The organism is Pseudomonas sp. MWU16-30322 (genome assembly GCF_020515535.1).
Lineage (GTDB): Bacteria > Pseudomonadota > Gammaproteobacteria > Pseudomonadales > Pseudomonadaceae > Aquipseudomonas > Aquipseudomonas fluorescens_H.
In genome coordinates, this window is the sequence record NZ_JAIWYL010000005.1 from 172,091 (window position 1) to 186,274 (window position 14,184).

The following is a 14,184-nucleotide window of genomic DNA, read 5'->3' on the forward strand; positions in this document are numbered from 1 at the left end:
CTGCCAAGAAGAAGTGAACCACCACCATGGGTCGAGTTGTTGCTGCTGCGGTTTACAGCGCCGGTAAGAAAGTCACCAATATTACCCTCGATGAGGGCGCCGCCTGGGCCGCGAAAACCGGGCACTTTGTCTGGATCGGCCTGGAAGAGCCGGACGCTCAGGAGCTGGCCAACCTGCAGCGCCAGTTCAACCTGCACGAACTGGCGATTGAAGATGCCCTGGAAAAACACAGCCGACCGAAACTGGAAACCTTTGGCGACGCTTTGTTTATCGTCACCTACTCGCCGATCCGCGAACACGGGATTTTGCAGTTCATCGAAACGCATATCTTCGCCGGCAAGGGCTACATCATCACCGCGCGTAACGGCCACTCGGCGTCCTACGCGCATGTCCGCCAGCGCTGTGAGGCACGACCGCTGTTGCTCGAGCATGGGGAAGACTTCGTGCTCTATGCGCTGCTGGATTTCGTCATCGAAAACTACCAGCCGGTGGGCGAAGCGATTCATGCCGAGATCGATGAACTGGAGCGCAACGTGCTGTGTAGCGCTCTAAACGAGCATGACATCCAGAAGCTTCACGGCCTGCGCCGCGATGTGTTGCGCCTGCGCCGTTACGCAGCGCCGATGGTGGAGATTGGCGAGGAGCTGCAGAAGCTGAGCTTCCCGTTCATCGACAAGAACATGCGCCCGTACTTCCGCGATGTGCAGATTCACGTCACCCGGCAGATGGAAGACCTGACCACGCTGGCAGATATCGCCAGCCAGACCATCGAGGTCGGCGTGCTGCTTGAGGCCTCGCGGCAGAGCGTGGTGCAGCGCAAGTTTGCCGCGTGGGCGGCGATTCTGGCGTTCCCGACGGCGGTGGCGGGGATTTACGGGATGAACTTCCAGAACATGCCGGAGCTGAGCTGGCACTACGGCTATTTCGCCGTGCTGGGGTTTATCACGGTGGGGTGTGTGAGTTTGTGGGCGAGTTTCAAGAAGTCGGGATGGTTGTAGTCCTGTGGCGAGGGAGCTTGCTCCCTCGCCACATAGGTAAATGTCAGGTCTTAAATCGCTTCGGCTTCTGGCTTGTGCGCCACAAACCGCATCATCCACTCCGCTACCGTGGTGCCATGGTGCTCCTGCTCCAGGCTGGCCACACCTTTCGAGTAGATCTGCGAACCCAGCGCGTCCTGACGCAGATCCAGCAGCGCCCGCGAATAGTCGTGAATGAATTCCGGGTGGCCCTGGAAGCACAGCACCTGATCGTTGATGTGGTACGCAGCAAACGGACAGAAATCGCTGGAGGCAATCACCGTGGCGTTTTCCGGCAACGCCGTCACTTGATCCTGGTGACTGATCAGCAGCGTCAGCTCTTCACGCACCGGGCTCATCCACGGCGCCTTGGCCGCGAGTTTGTAGTTATGGGTGCCGACGCCCCAGCCCTGAGTGGCGCGCTCGCTCTTGCCACCCAGCAGCAGCGCCAGCAATTGATGGCCGAAACACACGCCGAGCAGCTTGTCGCCGCGCTCGTAACGGGTCAGCAAGTATTGCTTGAGGGTCTGGATCCACGGGTCGGTGCCGAACGAATCGGCCTTGCTGCCGGTAACCAGGTACGCATCGAAGGTCTGATCGTCGCTGGGGTATTCGCCCTGCATCACGTTGTACACGGTGAACTCGGCAGCAATCGGTTGCTGCGAGAACAGGCGCTGAAACATCTGCCCGTAACCCTGATATTGATCGACCAGTTCCGGACGCAGGATGTCGGTTTCCAGAATGCAGATGCGTAGCGACATAAAAAATACCTGACACGTGATGGGAATAATGAACACCCCAGAGCCTGCCTTGAAACACCCCGGCAAGGCAAGCCCCGCAGCGTTCACCCGATCACTTAAAACAGCTCGCCTTTCGCGGCTTTTTCCAGCAGCAGCGCCGGTGGTGCAAAGCGCTCGCCGTACTGCTCAGCCAGGTACTGCGCGCGTGCGACGAAGTCCTGCATCCCGTACTGGTTGATGAACTGCAACGCACCGCCGGTCCACGGCGCAAAACCGATGCCGAAGATCGAGCCGACGTTGGCATCCGCCGTCGAGGTCAGCACGCCCTCCTCCACACAGCGCACGGTTTCAAGGGCCTGCACGAACAACAGCCGGTCACGCACATCCTTGGGTGAAATCTGCCCGTCGGCCTTCTCGAAGCGCGTCTTCAACTCCGGCCACAGATGCTTCTGACCACCCGCCGGGTAATCGTAGAATCCACCGCCGGCGGCTTTGCCCGGACGCTTGTATTCGTTGAGCAGCAAGTCAATCACGGCGAAGGCCGGGTGTTCTATCAGCGGTTTCCCTTCCGCTTGCAGGTCTTTGGCCGTTTGCTGACGGATATGGCTCATCAGGCTAAGGGAAACTTCGTCGGAGATCGCCAGAGGCCCGACCGGCATCCCGGCCTTGCGCGCTTCGGTCTCGATCATCGGCGCGCTCACGCCCTCGCCGAGCATGGCAATGCCTTCATTGGTGAAGGTGCCGAACACCCGCGAGGTAAAGAAACCACGACTGTCGTTGACCACGATCGGGGTTTTCTTGATCTGCAGAACGAAGTCGAAACCCCGAGCCAGGGTTTCAGCGCTGGTCTGCGCGCCTTTGATGATTTCCACCAGCGGCATTTTGTCCACCGGACTGAAGAAATGCAGGCCGATGAATTTGCTCTGATCGGGTACTGCGGTCGCCAGTCCAGTGATCGGCAAGGTTGAAGTGTTGGAGGCAATCACTGCATCAGAACCCACTATTTTTTGCGCTGCCGACGAGACCGTCGCCTTGAGTTCACGATCCTCGAACACCGCCTCGATGATCAGGTCGCAACCCGCCAGATCGGCATCGCTTTCGCTGGTCTGAATCCGCGCCAGCACCGCCTCGCGTTTTTCAGCCGTCATCTGCCCACGGGCGACTTTCTTGTCGAGCAGCGCCGCCGAATGGGCCTTGCCCTTATCGGCCGCCGCCAGATTGATGTCCTTGAGCACTACGTCGATGCCGGCCGAGGCGCTGACGAAAGCGATCCCAGCACCCATCATGCCCGCACCGAGCACGCCGACCTTGCGCGTGACGTAAGGCGCGAATCCTTGAGGACGCGAGCCACCGGCGTTGATCTCATTGAGCTGGAACCAGAAGGTGCCGATCAGGTTTTTCGAGATCTGCCCAGTGGTCAGTTCGGTGAAGTAACGGGTTTCGATCAGGTGTGCGGTGTCGAAATCGACCTGCGCGCCCTCCACCGCCGCGCAGAGGATTTTCTCCGGAGCCGGCAACGTGCCCTGGGTTTTACTGCGCAGGATCGACGGCGCAATCGCCAGCATTTGCGCGACTTTCGGATTCGACGGTGTGCCGCCGGGGATCTGATAGCCCTTCACGTCCCAACGCTGCACCGCGCTCGGGTTGGCGACAATCCACGCACGGGCCTTGGCCAGCAACTCGTCACGATCCGCCGCCAGCTCATCAATCAAACCAGCCTGCAACGCTTGTTGCGGGCGCACCTTTTGGCCTTCGAGCAGATACGGCAGTGCCTTTTCGATGCCGAGCATGCGCACCATGCGCACCACCCCGCCACCACCCGGCAACAGGCCCAGCGTCACTTCAGGCAGACCGAGTTGCACCGCCGCATCGTCCAGCGCCACCCGGTGATGGCAGGCCAGACAGATTTCCCAGCCACCGCCAAGCGCCGCGCCGTTGATCGCCGCAACCACCGGTTTGCCGAGGGTTTCCAAAGTGCGCAATTGCGCTTTGAGGCTCAGCACCATGTCATAGAAGGCTTTGGCTTCGGGTTTGCCGACCTTGATCAGCTCATTGAGGTCGCCGCCGGCAAAGAAGGTTTTCTTCGCCGAGGTGATGATCACCCCGGCGATGCTGTCTTTTTCCGCCACCAGCCGCGCAACGCAGGTGCCCATAGCCTCGCGGTACACGGCGTTCATGGTGTTGGCGCTCTGGCCCGGCATGTCGATGGTGAGGACGACAATGCCGTCCTGGCCTTTTTCGTAACGAATGGCTTCGCTCATAACAAGGTTCCTTGAATTCGGGGCTCAGAGGCGTTCGATGATGGTGGCAATGCCCATGCCGCCGCCGACACACAGCGTCGCCAGGCCGTAGCGCAGACGCCGGGCTTCCAGTTCATCGAGCAGGGTGCCGAGGATCGCGCAACCGGTGGCGCCCAGCGGATGGCCCATGGCAATCGAGCCGCCGTTGACGTTGACCTTGTCCGGGTCCACCGCCATGTCCTTGATGAACTTCAACACCACCGAGGCAAACGCCTCGTTGACCTCGAACAGGTCGATGTCTTCCACGCGCAGACCCGCCTTGGCCAGGGCCTTGCGCGTAGCCGGCGCCGGACCGGTGAGCATGATCGTCGGGTCGGTGCTGGTGACCGCCGTGGCGACGATGCGCGCCCGCGGTTGAAGGCCCAGCGCGCGGCCCTTGGCTTCGGAGCCGATCAACATCAGTGCCGCACCGTCGACGATCCCGGAGCTGTTGCCCGGCGTGTGCACGTGGTTGATCCGCTCGACGTGGCTGTAAACCCGCAGCGCTGTGGCATCAAAGCCCATCTGGCCGATCATTTCGAAACTCGGCTTGAGTTTGCCGAGGCCTTCCATCGTCGATTCGGCGCGAATGAATTCGTCGTGGTCGAGCAGGATGATGCCGTTCTGATCCTGCACCGGCACCAGCGACTTGTTGAACGAACCGTAAGCCCGCGCCCGCGCAGCCTTGTGTTGCGAGTGCAACGCGTAGGCATCGACGTCGTGGCGGCTGAAACCTTCAAGAGTGGCGATCAGGTCGGCGCCGACGCCCTGCGGAGTGAAGTGGCTGTGCAGGTTGGTCTGCGGGTCCAGTGCCCAGGCGCCGCCGTCGCTGCCCATCGGCACTCGCGACATCGACTCGACGCCACCGACCACCACCAGATCCTCGAAGCCCGAGCGCACTTTCATCGCGCCGAGGTTGACCGCTTCCAGACCCGAGGCGCAAAAACGGTTGATCTGCACGCCGGCCACGCTGACGTCCCAGTCGGCCACCTGCACCGCTGTCTTGGCGATGTCGGAGCCTTGATCACCGATCGGCGTGACGCAGCCGAGCACGACGTCATCGACCTGGCTGGTGTCCAGCGCCGTGCGGCGTTGCAGCGCGGTCAACAACCCGGCGACCAGATTCACCGGTTTGACGCTGTGCAACGCGCCGTCGGCCTTGCCTTTGCCGCGGGGCGTGCGTAACGCATCGAAAATCAAAGCTTGGGTCATGACGTCCTCGAACCTGTGCGGTGAGTGAAATTCGTAGTGTCACTGTTGGCCCGAGCGCTCATGGATTCAATGACCACAGCGCTCAATGACGTTGACGCGCACGCTCAGACGGACGGTCATCCACCCGCAGGTGAACCGGTTCAGGTCAGCGAGTTGTCTAGCAAGCGGGCGGCGAAGAAGCTGGCAATACGCCTCATGCGTTTTTTATCGCAAACGGCAGCTAATACATATGAAATGGATCTAAGCCAAGCGTGACGCGGCCTCTAAGGTAGTACATGTACGTCAGGGTCGTCGGGTTTTGCCGGGGCCGACGTCCTTCAACAGGAAGTGCAGCGTTTGCCGTCATGGATATGCAGGCAAACATCAGGAAATAACAAAAAAGGCGGTCAAGCCATGTTCAAACAACCGAAAGTTCGTCAAGCAGGACTCATTCTTTTCGCCACGACGCTGTTGTTGATTTTGCCCAATCTGACCAAGGTGATTGGCTGACTCAAGCGGCAGGCGCCCGTTATCGCCAATGAAAATGTGACTGGCCCGCTACCCGGGCCAGCCTGGCTGTGCCAACCTTTGTGCACTTCCACGACATGCACGGCGAACATTTGAAAACGCTCATTGCGTTCTGGGCCTTGCTGCTGAGCATGCCCTTGTCTGCGGCGCAGCTCACGCTGGAGCTGGGCGCGAATAGTCGCACCTGGCAGACCGAAGAATTGCTCAAGCATCCGCAGGTGCAAACCCTCACCATCAACAACGATGTGTCCTACAAGAAGGACATGACTTATCGCGTCGTGCCTGTGGCGGCGCTGCTCACAGGCATCAAGCCCGACGATCACTTGCAAGCCGTGGCGCTGGACGGTTTTGCCGCAGAATTGAGTGCTGCACCGCTGCTCAACAGCAAAGGGGCGCGGGCGTGGCTGGCGATTGAGGACCCGGCGCAGCCGTGGCCGCCGCTGTCGGAAGGCAAGCACAGCGCCGGGCCGTTCTATCTGGTGTGGACCGACCCGCAGGCCGGCAACATCAGCCCAGAGCAATGGCCGTTCGAAGTAGCGAGCATCAAGCGCATGGCGCCGGTGGCCGAGCGCTTCCCCGCGCTGCTGCCGGATCCCAAGCTGAAAGCGGATGACCCGGTGAATCAGGGTTTTGCCCTGTTTCAGAAAAACTGCCTGGCTTGTCATCGCCTGAACGGCGCGGGGGATGCGCAATTTGGGCCGGACCTGAACATTCCGTATAACCCCACAGAGTATTTCGGCGCCGATTTCCTCAAGCGCTACATTCGCGATCCACAGAGCTTGCGCCAGTGGCCTCAGGCGAAGATGCCGGGATTTTCGGCAGAGGTGTTGCCGGAGAGGGATTTGCAGTTGTTGATCGGCTATTTGCAACACATGGCTGGGCGCAAGGTTAAGCCCTGACGACATTCCCCTGTAGGAGTGAGCCTGCTCGCGATAGCGGAGTGTCAGTCACTGATCCTTCAACTGACGACCGCTTTCGCGAGCAGGCTCGCTCCTACAGGGTTTTGTGTGAAGCAAATTACTGTTGTTGCACGGAGATAACCGGCGTCGGCGACACGAACACCTTCGCATGCATCTGCTCACTCCCGCCGCCCCGGCGCATGCCGCGTACCGGGCAGGCGTCCAGATAATCCAGGCCCACCGCCAGTTTCAAGTGCCGCTCAGGTCGGGCCAATTGGTTGGTCACATCAAAGCTGTACCAGGCGTCATCCAGCCACGCTTCGGCCCAGGCGTGACTGGCCAGGTGCTCGGCGTCCTCGCTGTACAGATAACCCGACACATAACGCGACGGAATCCCCAGGCTGCGTGCGCACGCCAGAAATGCATGGGTGTGATCCTGGCAAACCCCGGCGCGCCCGGCGAAGGCTTCGGCGGCGCTGGTGTCGACTTCGGTCGAACCCGGCGTGTAGGTCATGTGCTGATTCAAGCCATGCATCAGGTCGATCAGCGCCGTGCGATCACGCCGCTGCTTGCAGGATCTTGCCGCGAACGCCCGTAGCGCCTCGTCCGCCTCGGTCAAACGGGTGAAGCGCAAGAACGGCAGCGCCGACTGGCTCTCATGCTCGGCTTCGCGCAATTCATCGATATCGACCTGCCCCCGGGCGCCGATGATGATCGCTTCGTGCGGCTCGTCCATGGTCAGCACATGCAGAATATTGCCGAACGGATCGAGCTGGGCGCGCACCGGGCGCGGCAAGTCGAGCTGCCAGCTCAACACGTGCTGACGCTCGCTGTCGTGCGGGGTCAGGCGCAGATACTGGATGCTCGCCCGCACCTGATCTTCATAGTGATAGGTGGTCTCGTGGCTAATGGAAAGTCTCATGCAGCCTCCAGGTATGAACTGTGAATCGCGTTGCCCAACTGGCGCACCAGCGGGATGAATTCGGTGAGCCAGGCGTGCAGGCCTTCGGCGAGGATTTCGTTGATGCCGGTGTAACGCAGCCGCGCGTCCATCTCAGCGGCGAGGCGTTGTGCCGGACGGCCGTTGGCGCCCGGCAACTGGGCGAGGATCTGGTCGATTTCCTCGGTGCAGGCACGCAACGAGCGCGGGACATCGGCGCGCAACAGCAACAGCTCGGCGACATGCCGGGCGCCGGGTGCGTCGCGGTAGATCTCGGTGTAGGCCTCGAACGACGACAACGCCCGCAGCAGCGCACTCCATTGATAGTAGGCGTGGGCGGTGCCGTCACTGACGGCCTCGGCCTGATCGCCAGCCATTTCATAGCGCGCATCGAGCAGGCGCAGCGTGTTATCCGCACGCTCGATAAACGTCCCCAGACGAATGAAGCGGAATGCATCGTTGCGCATGATCGTGCCGTAGGACGCACCACGGAACAGGTGCGAACGCTCCTTGATCCACTCGCAGAAGCGGCTCATGCCGTAGCGGCTGAGGCCCTGTTCGGCAATGCCGCGAATCTCCAGCCAGGTGGCGTTGATGTTTTCCCACATGTCCGCGGTGATCCGTCCACGCACCGCATGCGCACTGGCCCGCGCCGCGCCGAGGCAGCTGTAGATGCTCGCGGGGTTGGCCGCATCGAGGGCGAAGAAGTGCAGCAGGCGTTCGGCGTGCAGTTCGCCGTGACGCTCCAGGTAATCGTCGAGGGTGCCGGTGATCAACAGCGGCATGGCCAGTTCGTGCAGACCGTCGCCGCGACCGTCCTGCGGCATCAGCGACAGCGAATAGCTGACATCGAGCATGCGCGCGAGATTTTCCGCCCGCTCCAGGTAACGCGACATCCAGTACAGATCCGAGGCAGTTCTACTTAACATGGCAAGCTTCCTTCAATCCTCGACCACCCAGGTGTCCTTGGTTCCGCCACCCTGAGAGGAGTTCACTACCAGGGAGCCTTCGCGCAGGGCAACACGGGTCAAACCACCGGGCACAACCCGGGTTTCGCGGCCCGACAGCACAAATGGACGCAGGTCGATATGGCGCGGCGCAATGCCGTTTTCGACAAAGGTCGGACAGGTCGACAGCGACAGCGTTGGTTGCGCGATATACGCGTGAGGCTTGGCTTTGATCCGCTCGCGGAACGCATCGATTTCCGCCGTCGTCGACGCCGGCCCCACCAGCATCCCGTAACCGCCGGAGCCCTGAGTTTCCTTGACGACCAGATCCGGAAGATTGGCCAGTACGTGGGAAAGTTCAGAGGGGTTGCGGCACTGCCAGGTCGGCACGTTCTTCAGAACCGGTTCTTCGTCGAGGTAGAAACGGATCATCTCGGTGACAAACGGGTACACCGATTTGTCATCCGCAACCCCGGTGCCGATGGCATTGGCCAGCACCACGTTGCCCGAGCGATACGACGACAACAGTCCCGGTACACCGAGCATCGAATCGGGATTGAACGCCAATGGATCGAGGAACGCGTCATCGAGACGGCGGTAGATCACGTCCACCGCTTTCGGCCCGTCGGTGGTGCGCATGAAGACCTTGTCGTCGCGCACGAACAGATCGGCGCCCTCCACCAGTTCAACGCCCATTTCCCGCGCCAGAAAGGCATGTTCGAAGAACGCACTGTTGAAGCGCCCCGGCGTCAGCACCACCACGCTCGGGTCGTCGATCGGGCTGGAGCTCTTCAGCGTGTCGAGCAACAGGTTCGGGTAGTGGTCGATGGGCGCAATGCGCTGGGCGGCGAACAGCTCCGGGAACAGGCGCATCATCATCTTGCGGTCTTCGAGCATGTAGCTGACGCCGCTCGGCGTACGCAGGTTGTCTTCGAGCACGTAATAAGTGCCGTCGCCATCGCGCACCAGATCGACGCCGGAGATGTGCGAATAGATGTCGCGGTGCAGGTCCAGGCCCTGCATCGCCAACTGATACTGCTCGTTGGCCAGCACCTGTTCGGCGGGGATGATCCCGGCCTTGATGATGCGCTGCTCGTGATAGAGGTCGGCGAGAAACATGTTCAACGCCTTGACCCGCTGGATGCAGCCACGCTCGACGATCCGCCACTCGCTGGCGGGAATGCTGCGCGGAATGGTGTCGAAAGGAATCAGGCGCTCGGTGCCCTGCTCGTCCCCATAGAGCGTGAAGGTGATTCCGGCCCGGTGGAACAGCAGATCGGCCTCACGTCGCCGTTGTGCCAGCAACTCGTCAGGCGTGTCGGCCAGCCAGCGGGCGAACTCCCGGTAATGCGGGCGGACCTGGCCGCCGACATCGTACATTTCATCAAAATAGGTGCGGATCATGCCGTACTCCTTGTCACCCGGACCTACAGGCCTTCGCAAGGCCCGTGCCATCGGCATAAACGCTTTGATTTCAATCGCTTGGATAATCACGCCGCAAGCACCGCACCATTCCTGTGCGACAAATGCCCCAAGCTGATTGCCCCCGCCTCATTGCGACGCAGTGCTGTCGCCTATTACCAGCATAGTCAGAGTTGATTTCACTGCGTGGGTCGGGCTGCGGATAATCGGCGCATCCGCTGAAAACTTCCTTGTTGAAGGCTTCAGCCCAACTGATCCGGACTGCCAGCGCAGTCCCCGCAGGCCGTAACCCTGACCGGTTTCCTCTCCTTATCGGTCTTCCCTTTTAGCCACCCTCTCCGGTGGCTTTTTTTTGCCCGGGATTCTTGTTTCAGGGTTTTGCCAGAGCATTCTCAGGGCCGGAAACGACAACGGCCGACCCAAAGGTCAGCCGTTGCTCGACAATAGTTGCGCTGAATCAGTTAAGACGATAGCGATTGCGCACCTCCTGCTTCACGCCCCAGCCCTCGATGATGCCGCCCAGCGGCTCGACCACGGCAGAAAATCCCTGCTCGAAATCGCCAATGTCGTCATACGTTGCGTACATCACTTTGCTCAGTTCCAGCGACCAGGCGCCATCGTCGCGCGCACTGACCTGGGCATTGATGGATTCACCACGGAATTTACCTGCCGCCCTGCGCGCCCGCTCCTCGTCCGGGAAAATGGCGTAGAACTCGATGGGATGGAACCGGGAAAAGTCGAAACCGCCTTCTTTCATGCGGCGCAGTACGTTGCTGCTGATGTCTTCTTGATAGGCTGTGCTCATGAAACGTCCCCCTCGCATAGATGGATAGACTTTCCGTATTCCCGCCCCGGGCCTTACAGGCCGAAGTGCATCGGCAACAGGGTTGCCGGCGGGAAACAAGCATGTAGCTGACAAGACCAGACCTTAGCGATTGTTTCGCTGATCTCGCTTGCAGAGTAGCCCCAAGACAGAGGCGCTGCCAAGGCCTGGTACTTCAAGTGACAGGAAGAATTTCAGATTGGAGTGATGCTGCGGATTTCGATGCTGTTCTGGGCTTTCAGATTTTTCGCACCTGCATCCGGGGTTCGCCCTTCCAGATCATTCATATCCAGTTCGGCGGCCACCGGCAGGAGCCGTTCCTTGATCAGGCGTGCAGCCTCGTCGTCGCTGGGGCATTCCGCGCGCTCGAACACCTCATCGACAATTTCACCATGATCGTCCACGAAAGTGACTTTCCACTTTTGCATCGGTGCCTCCTCGATCAAACCCGCAAATGGGCTTACTTCTATCTCGACTTTTGGCGAGATTGATCGTTCAAAAGGATTGCAGCAGACGAACATGAAAAAAACATCATTTTCATGGCTGGAAAATTGTGTGGCGAGGGAGCTTGCTCCCGCTGGGCTGCGAAGCGGCCCCAAAATATTTTGCGATCGCAGACTTTGTGAGTGCTGCGCACTCAAGCGGGAGCAAGCTCCCTCGCCACAAGGAATCCATCGGCCTGGTCAGTCGTTGCTTGGCTTGTTGATCGCCTGCAGCACGTACTGTGGCAACGCGAACGCGCCGATGTGGATTTCCGGGTTGTAGTAGCGGGTGACGATGCCGCTGCCGATGAAGCGCTGTTGCAGGGTTTCACGGCTCAGCTTGCGGTAGGCCGGATTGGTCGAGCCCCAGGCGAAAGTCATCGAACCGCCGATGTAGGTCGGCACGGCCGCCTGATAGAAGTGCCAGTCCGGGAACAGGCTGTGCAGGCGGCCGGCAGTGGTTTTGACTTCATCGATCTGCATGAACGGCGTGCCGTTCTGAGTCACGAGGATCCCGCCTTCGTTCAGGCAGCGGTGGCACGCCTGGTAGAAGTTCTCCGAGAACAGCACTTCGCCCGGGCCGATCGGGTCGGTGGAGTCGGAAATGATCACGTCGAATTTTTCCGTGGTGGTGGCGACGAAACGCATGCCGTCGTCGATCACCAGGTTCAGCCGTGGGTCGTCGTAGGCGCCCTTGGAGTGGTTCGGCAGGAATTCCTTGCACATGTCGACCACGGTGCCGTCGATCTCGACCATGGTGATGTGCTCGACGCTCGCGTGTTTGGTCACTTCGCGCAGCATGCCACCGTCGCCGCCGCCGATGATCAGCACGCGCTTGGCAGTGCCGTGGGCGAGGATCGGCACGTGGGTGAGCATTTCGTGGTAGATGAATTCATCGGCTTCGGTGGTCTGGATCACGCCGTCCAGCGCCATTACCCGACCCATGCGCGGGTTCTGGAAGATCACCAGGTGCTGGTGTTCGGTGCGCACTTCGTGCAGCAGTTTTTCCATGCGAAAACGCTGGCCGTAGCCTTCGTAGAGGGTTTCCAGGTACTCGCTGGTCTTGGTGACGGTCATGGTCAAGTGCTCCGATGAATGCGCGGGCGTCAATCGTGGAAACGATTGCCCGGGAAAGGCGCGCATTCTACGTTGCTGAAGATGACAGGTCGAACCTCTGTTCATCGACATTCCGCATAACCTTGTGGGAGCTGGCTTGCCAGCGATGCAGTCGACGCGGTCTCTCAGTGAAACCGCTGCGATGCTATCGCTGGCAAGCCAGCTCCCACAGGTTATGGGGTGCATTCAAAGTTGTGGCTAGATCCGCACATTGCCCCGCGGCCCGGCAATTGCCCAGATGATCAGGCCCAGCACCGGCAGGAGGATGATCAGCAGGACCCAGAGGATTTTCATCCCGGTCTCGGCGCCGCTTTTCAGCACGTTGATGATGGCCCAGATGTCGAGGGCAAGGATGATCAGACCAATCAGACCGTTGAACGTGGAACCCATGGTGTCGCTCCAGAATAGTGGCATGCACTTTTAGGATAGACGGTCGCGCGCAGGGTTCCCTTTTATTGCGTTCAAACGTGAACGGCGACCTTCAACGCTTCCAGCGACGGCGCGGCAGCGATACCGACTTCGGCGCACAGTTCCAGCACCCGAGGCACGTCGTTGCCGTAGACCAGCACCACTTGCAGCTCGTCGTCGAGCAACTGGCTGAAATTCATCAACGTGTAACCGCCGTTTTCCTTGTTCAGGCTGCTCATCTGCACCTGGATGCGGTTAAGCGCGGTCAGCGCTTCGGTCTTGGCCAGTTGTTTGGGCTTGAGGTTGAAATCCACGCCCGGGCCGAACGAGGCGACGATCTGCGCGAACAGGTCAAAGTAGGTGTCGGCCTGGAACAACACGGTTTCCGGCAGACTGCCGACCACGACCCACTCGCCCAGCGGGATCGGGAAGGTGTCGTCGTAGTTGATGTCCGGGTTGGCCGCCAGAAACGCATCGGCATCGGCGTAAGCCTGCGCGGCTTCGTCGGCCACATTCAGGATCTCGTCCTCGCCCATGCAGCCGGAGCTGATTTTGCTGATGAGTTCGACGAGTGCGGCTTTCATGGGGGCGGATCCTGTGGAAGGTTGAATTCGAGGGCGCGGAGAATAGCGCATTCCGTTGCGCATCCGACACCTGTGGCGAGGGCGCTTGCTCCCGCGGGGTTGCGAAGCGGCCCGAAAAACAGTGGGCTCAGCATTTTTGCCAGCGCTGCGCACTGGAGCGGGAGCAAGCTCCCTCGCCACAGAGTCTCGACAGTCCTCAGGCCAGCAGTTTTTCCAGCTGCGCCGTGGTATCGACTGCGCCCATGGTGCGGGCCGCATCCAGCGCGGTGATGCCGTTGGCATCCTTGGCCTTCGGATCCGCTCCCTTGCTGATCAGGTAATCGACGATTTCCACGCGATTGAACATCGCCGCCATCATCAGCGCGGTGCGGCCATCGAAGGACGAACCTTCGATCTCGGCGCCCGCTTCCACCAGCGCCTTGACCACGGCCAGATCGCCCTTGAACGCCGCGCCGGCAATCGGGCTCTGGCCGTTGCCGTTACGCAGCTCCGGGTCGGCCTTGTGTTTGAGCAGCACCTGTACCGCGTCGACGTGACCGTAGTAGCTGGCGAGCATCAACAGCGTGTCGCCCTTGCTGTTTTTCAGGTTCACCGGCAAACCGGCGCTGATCAGCCGATCGAGCATCAGCGCATCACCGTCGCGTGCCTTGTTGAAAACCTGCTCGGTGAATTCGGCAGCTTCTTCAGGGGTCATCTGGCGGCTTTGGTCAGACATTGGCAACTCCACTTTCGGTTATTCGCAAAGCCGACAGTTTCCCGAGCGCGACGATGGCTGTCACCCCCTTTTTCTCAAGACGTGTCATAGCCAA

14 protein-coding genes are annotated in these 14,184 nt (G+C 60.4%); 2 read left to right on the forward strand and 12 right to left on the reverse strand.

Going from position 1 to position 14,184, the window contains the following annotated elements; all coding sequences use genetic code 11:
• Nucleotides 1-26 precede the first annotated feature (26 nt).
• Nucleotides 27-998 carry a magnesium and cobalt transport protein CorA gene (locus LCH64_RS11880; RefSeq protein ID WP_226500363.1) on the forward strand — a complete coding sequence of 324 codons (972 nt, stop codon included), beginning with the start codon at nt 27-29 and terminating at the stop codon, nt 996-998.
• 50 nt (nt 999-1,048) lie between these two features.
• Here LCH64_RS11880 and LCH64_RS11885 read toward each other — a convergent pair whose 3' ends face one another.
• From LCH64_RS11885 to LCH64_RS11895, 3 genes are all read right to left on the reverse strand, one after another.
• The gene (locus tag LCH64_RS11885) at nt 1,049-1,777 is read right to left on the reverse strand and encodes an amidotransferase (RefSeq protein ID WP_201138304.1); all 729 of its coding nucleotides are present in this window, start codon (nt 1,775-1,777) and stop codon (nt 1,049-1,051) included.
• 95 nt (nt 1,778-1,872) lie between these two features.
• Entirely contained in the window at nt 1,873-4,017 is a 2,145-nt protein-coding gene (locus LCH64_RS11890; RefSeq protein ID WP_226500364.1) for a 3-hydroxyacyl-CoA dehydrogenase NAD-binding domain-containing protein, read from the reverse strand.
• A gap of 24 nt (nt 4,018-4,041) precedes the next feature.
• On the reverse strand, nt 4,042-5,247 hold the full coding sequence (locus tag LCH64_RS11895; RefSeq protein ID WP_226500365.1) for an acetyl-CoA C-acetyltransferase: 1,206 nt from the start codon (nt 5,245-5,247) through the stop codon (nt 4,042-4,044).
• Between the two features lie 584 nt (nt 5,248-5,831).
• Between LCH64_RS11895 and LCH64_RS11900 the strand changes: the two genes are divergently transcribed.
• Nucleotides 5,832-6,653 (forward strand): cytochrome c, encoded by an 822-nt coding sequence (locus LCH64_RS11900; RefSeq protein WP_226500484.1) that lies wholly within the window; start codon nt 5,832-5,834, stop codon nt 6,651-6,653.
• 118 nt (nt 6,654-6,771) lie between these two features.
• Here LCH64_RS11900 and LCH64_RS11905 read toward each other — a convergent pair whose 3' ends face one another.
• From LCH64_RS11905 to LCH64_RS11945, 9 genes are all read right to left on the reverse strand, one after another.
• On the reverse strand, nt 6,772-7,575 hold the full coding sequence (locus tag LCH64_RS11905; protein ID WP_045122354.1) for a transglutaminase family protein: 804 nt from the start codon (nt 7,573-7,575) through the stop codon (nt 6,772-6,774).
• Nucleotides 7,572-8,522, reverse strand: coding sequence for an alpha-E domain-containing protein (locus LCH64_RS11910; protein ID WP_007960702.1), 951 nt, complete (start codon nt 8,520-8,522; stop codon nt 7,572-7,574). Before LCH64_RS11910 ends, LCH64_RS11905 begins: the two co-directional genes overlap by 4 nt.
• A 12-nt stretch (nt 8,523-8,534) precedes the next feature.
• Nucleotides 8,535-9,944 (reverse strand): circularly permuted type 2 ATP-grasp protein, encoded by a 1,410-nt coding sequence (locus tag LCH64_RS11915; protein WP_226500366.1) that lies wholly within the window; start codon nt 9,942-9,944, stop codon nt 8,535-8,537.
• A 475-nt stretch (nt 9,945-10,419) separates the two neighbouring features.
• Nucleotides 10,420-10,767, reverse strand: coding sequence for a ribonuclease E inhibitor RraB (locus tag LCH64_RS11920; RefSeq protein WP_003223226.1), 348 nt, complete (start codon nt 10,765-10,767; stop codon nt 10,420-10,422).
• Between the two features lie 212 nt (nt 10,768-10,979).
• Complete coding sequence (locus LCH64_RS11925) at nt 10,980-11,213, reverse strand: hypothetical protein (RefSeq protein WP_003223224.1); 234 nt, start codon at nt 11,211-11,213, stop codon at nt 10,980-10,982.
• Nucleotides 11,214-11,468: 255 nt separating this feature from the next.
• A complete protein-coding gene (gene speE / locus LCH64_RS11930) occupies nt 11,469-12,344 on the reverse strand; it encodes a polyamine aminopropyltransferase (RefSeq protein WP_226500367.1) in 876 nt (291 codons plus the stop codon).
• A 237-nt stretch (nt 12,345-12,581) separates the two neighbouring features.
• Nucleotides 12,582-12,773, reverse strand: a complete 192-nt coding sequence (locus LCH64_RS11935; RefSeq protein ID WP_003223221.1) for a PLDc N-terminal domain-containing protein — start codon at nt 12,771-12,773, stop codon at nt 12,582-12,584.
• Between the two features lie 71 nt (nt 12,774-12,844).
• A complete protein-coding gene (locus tag LCH64_RS11940; RefSeq protein ID WP_226500368.1) occupies nt 12,845-13,375 on the reverse strand; it encodes a hypothetical protein in 531 nt (176 codons plus the stop codon).
• 196 nt (nt 13,376-13,571) lie between these two features.
• Nucleotides 13,572-14,090, reverse strand: coding sequence for an ankyrin repeat domain-containing protein (locus LCH64_RS11945; RefSeq protein ID WP_003223216.1), 519 nt, complete (start codon nt 14,088-14,090; stop codon nt 13,572-13,574).
• Nucleotides 14,091-14,184 lie beyond the last annotated feature (94 nt).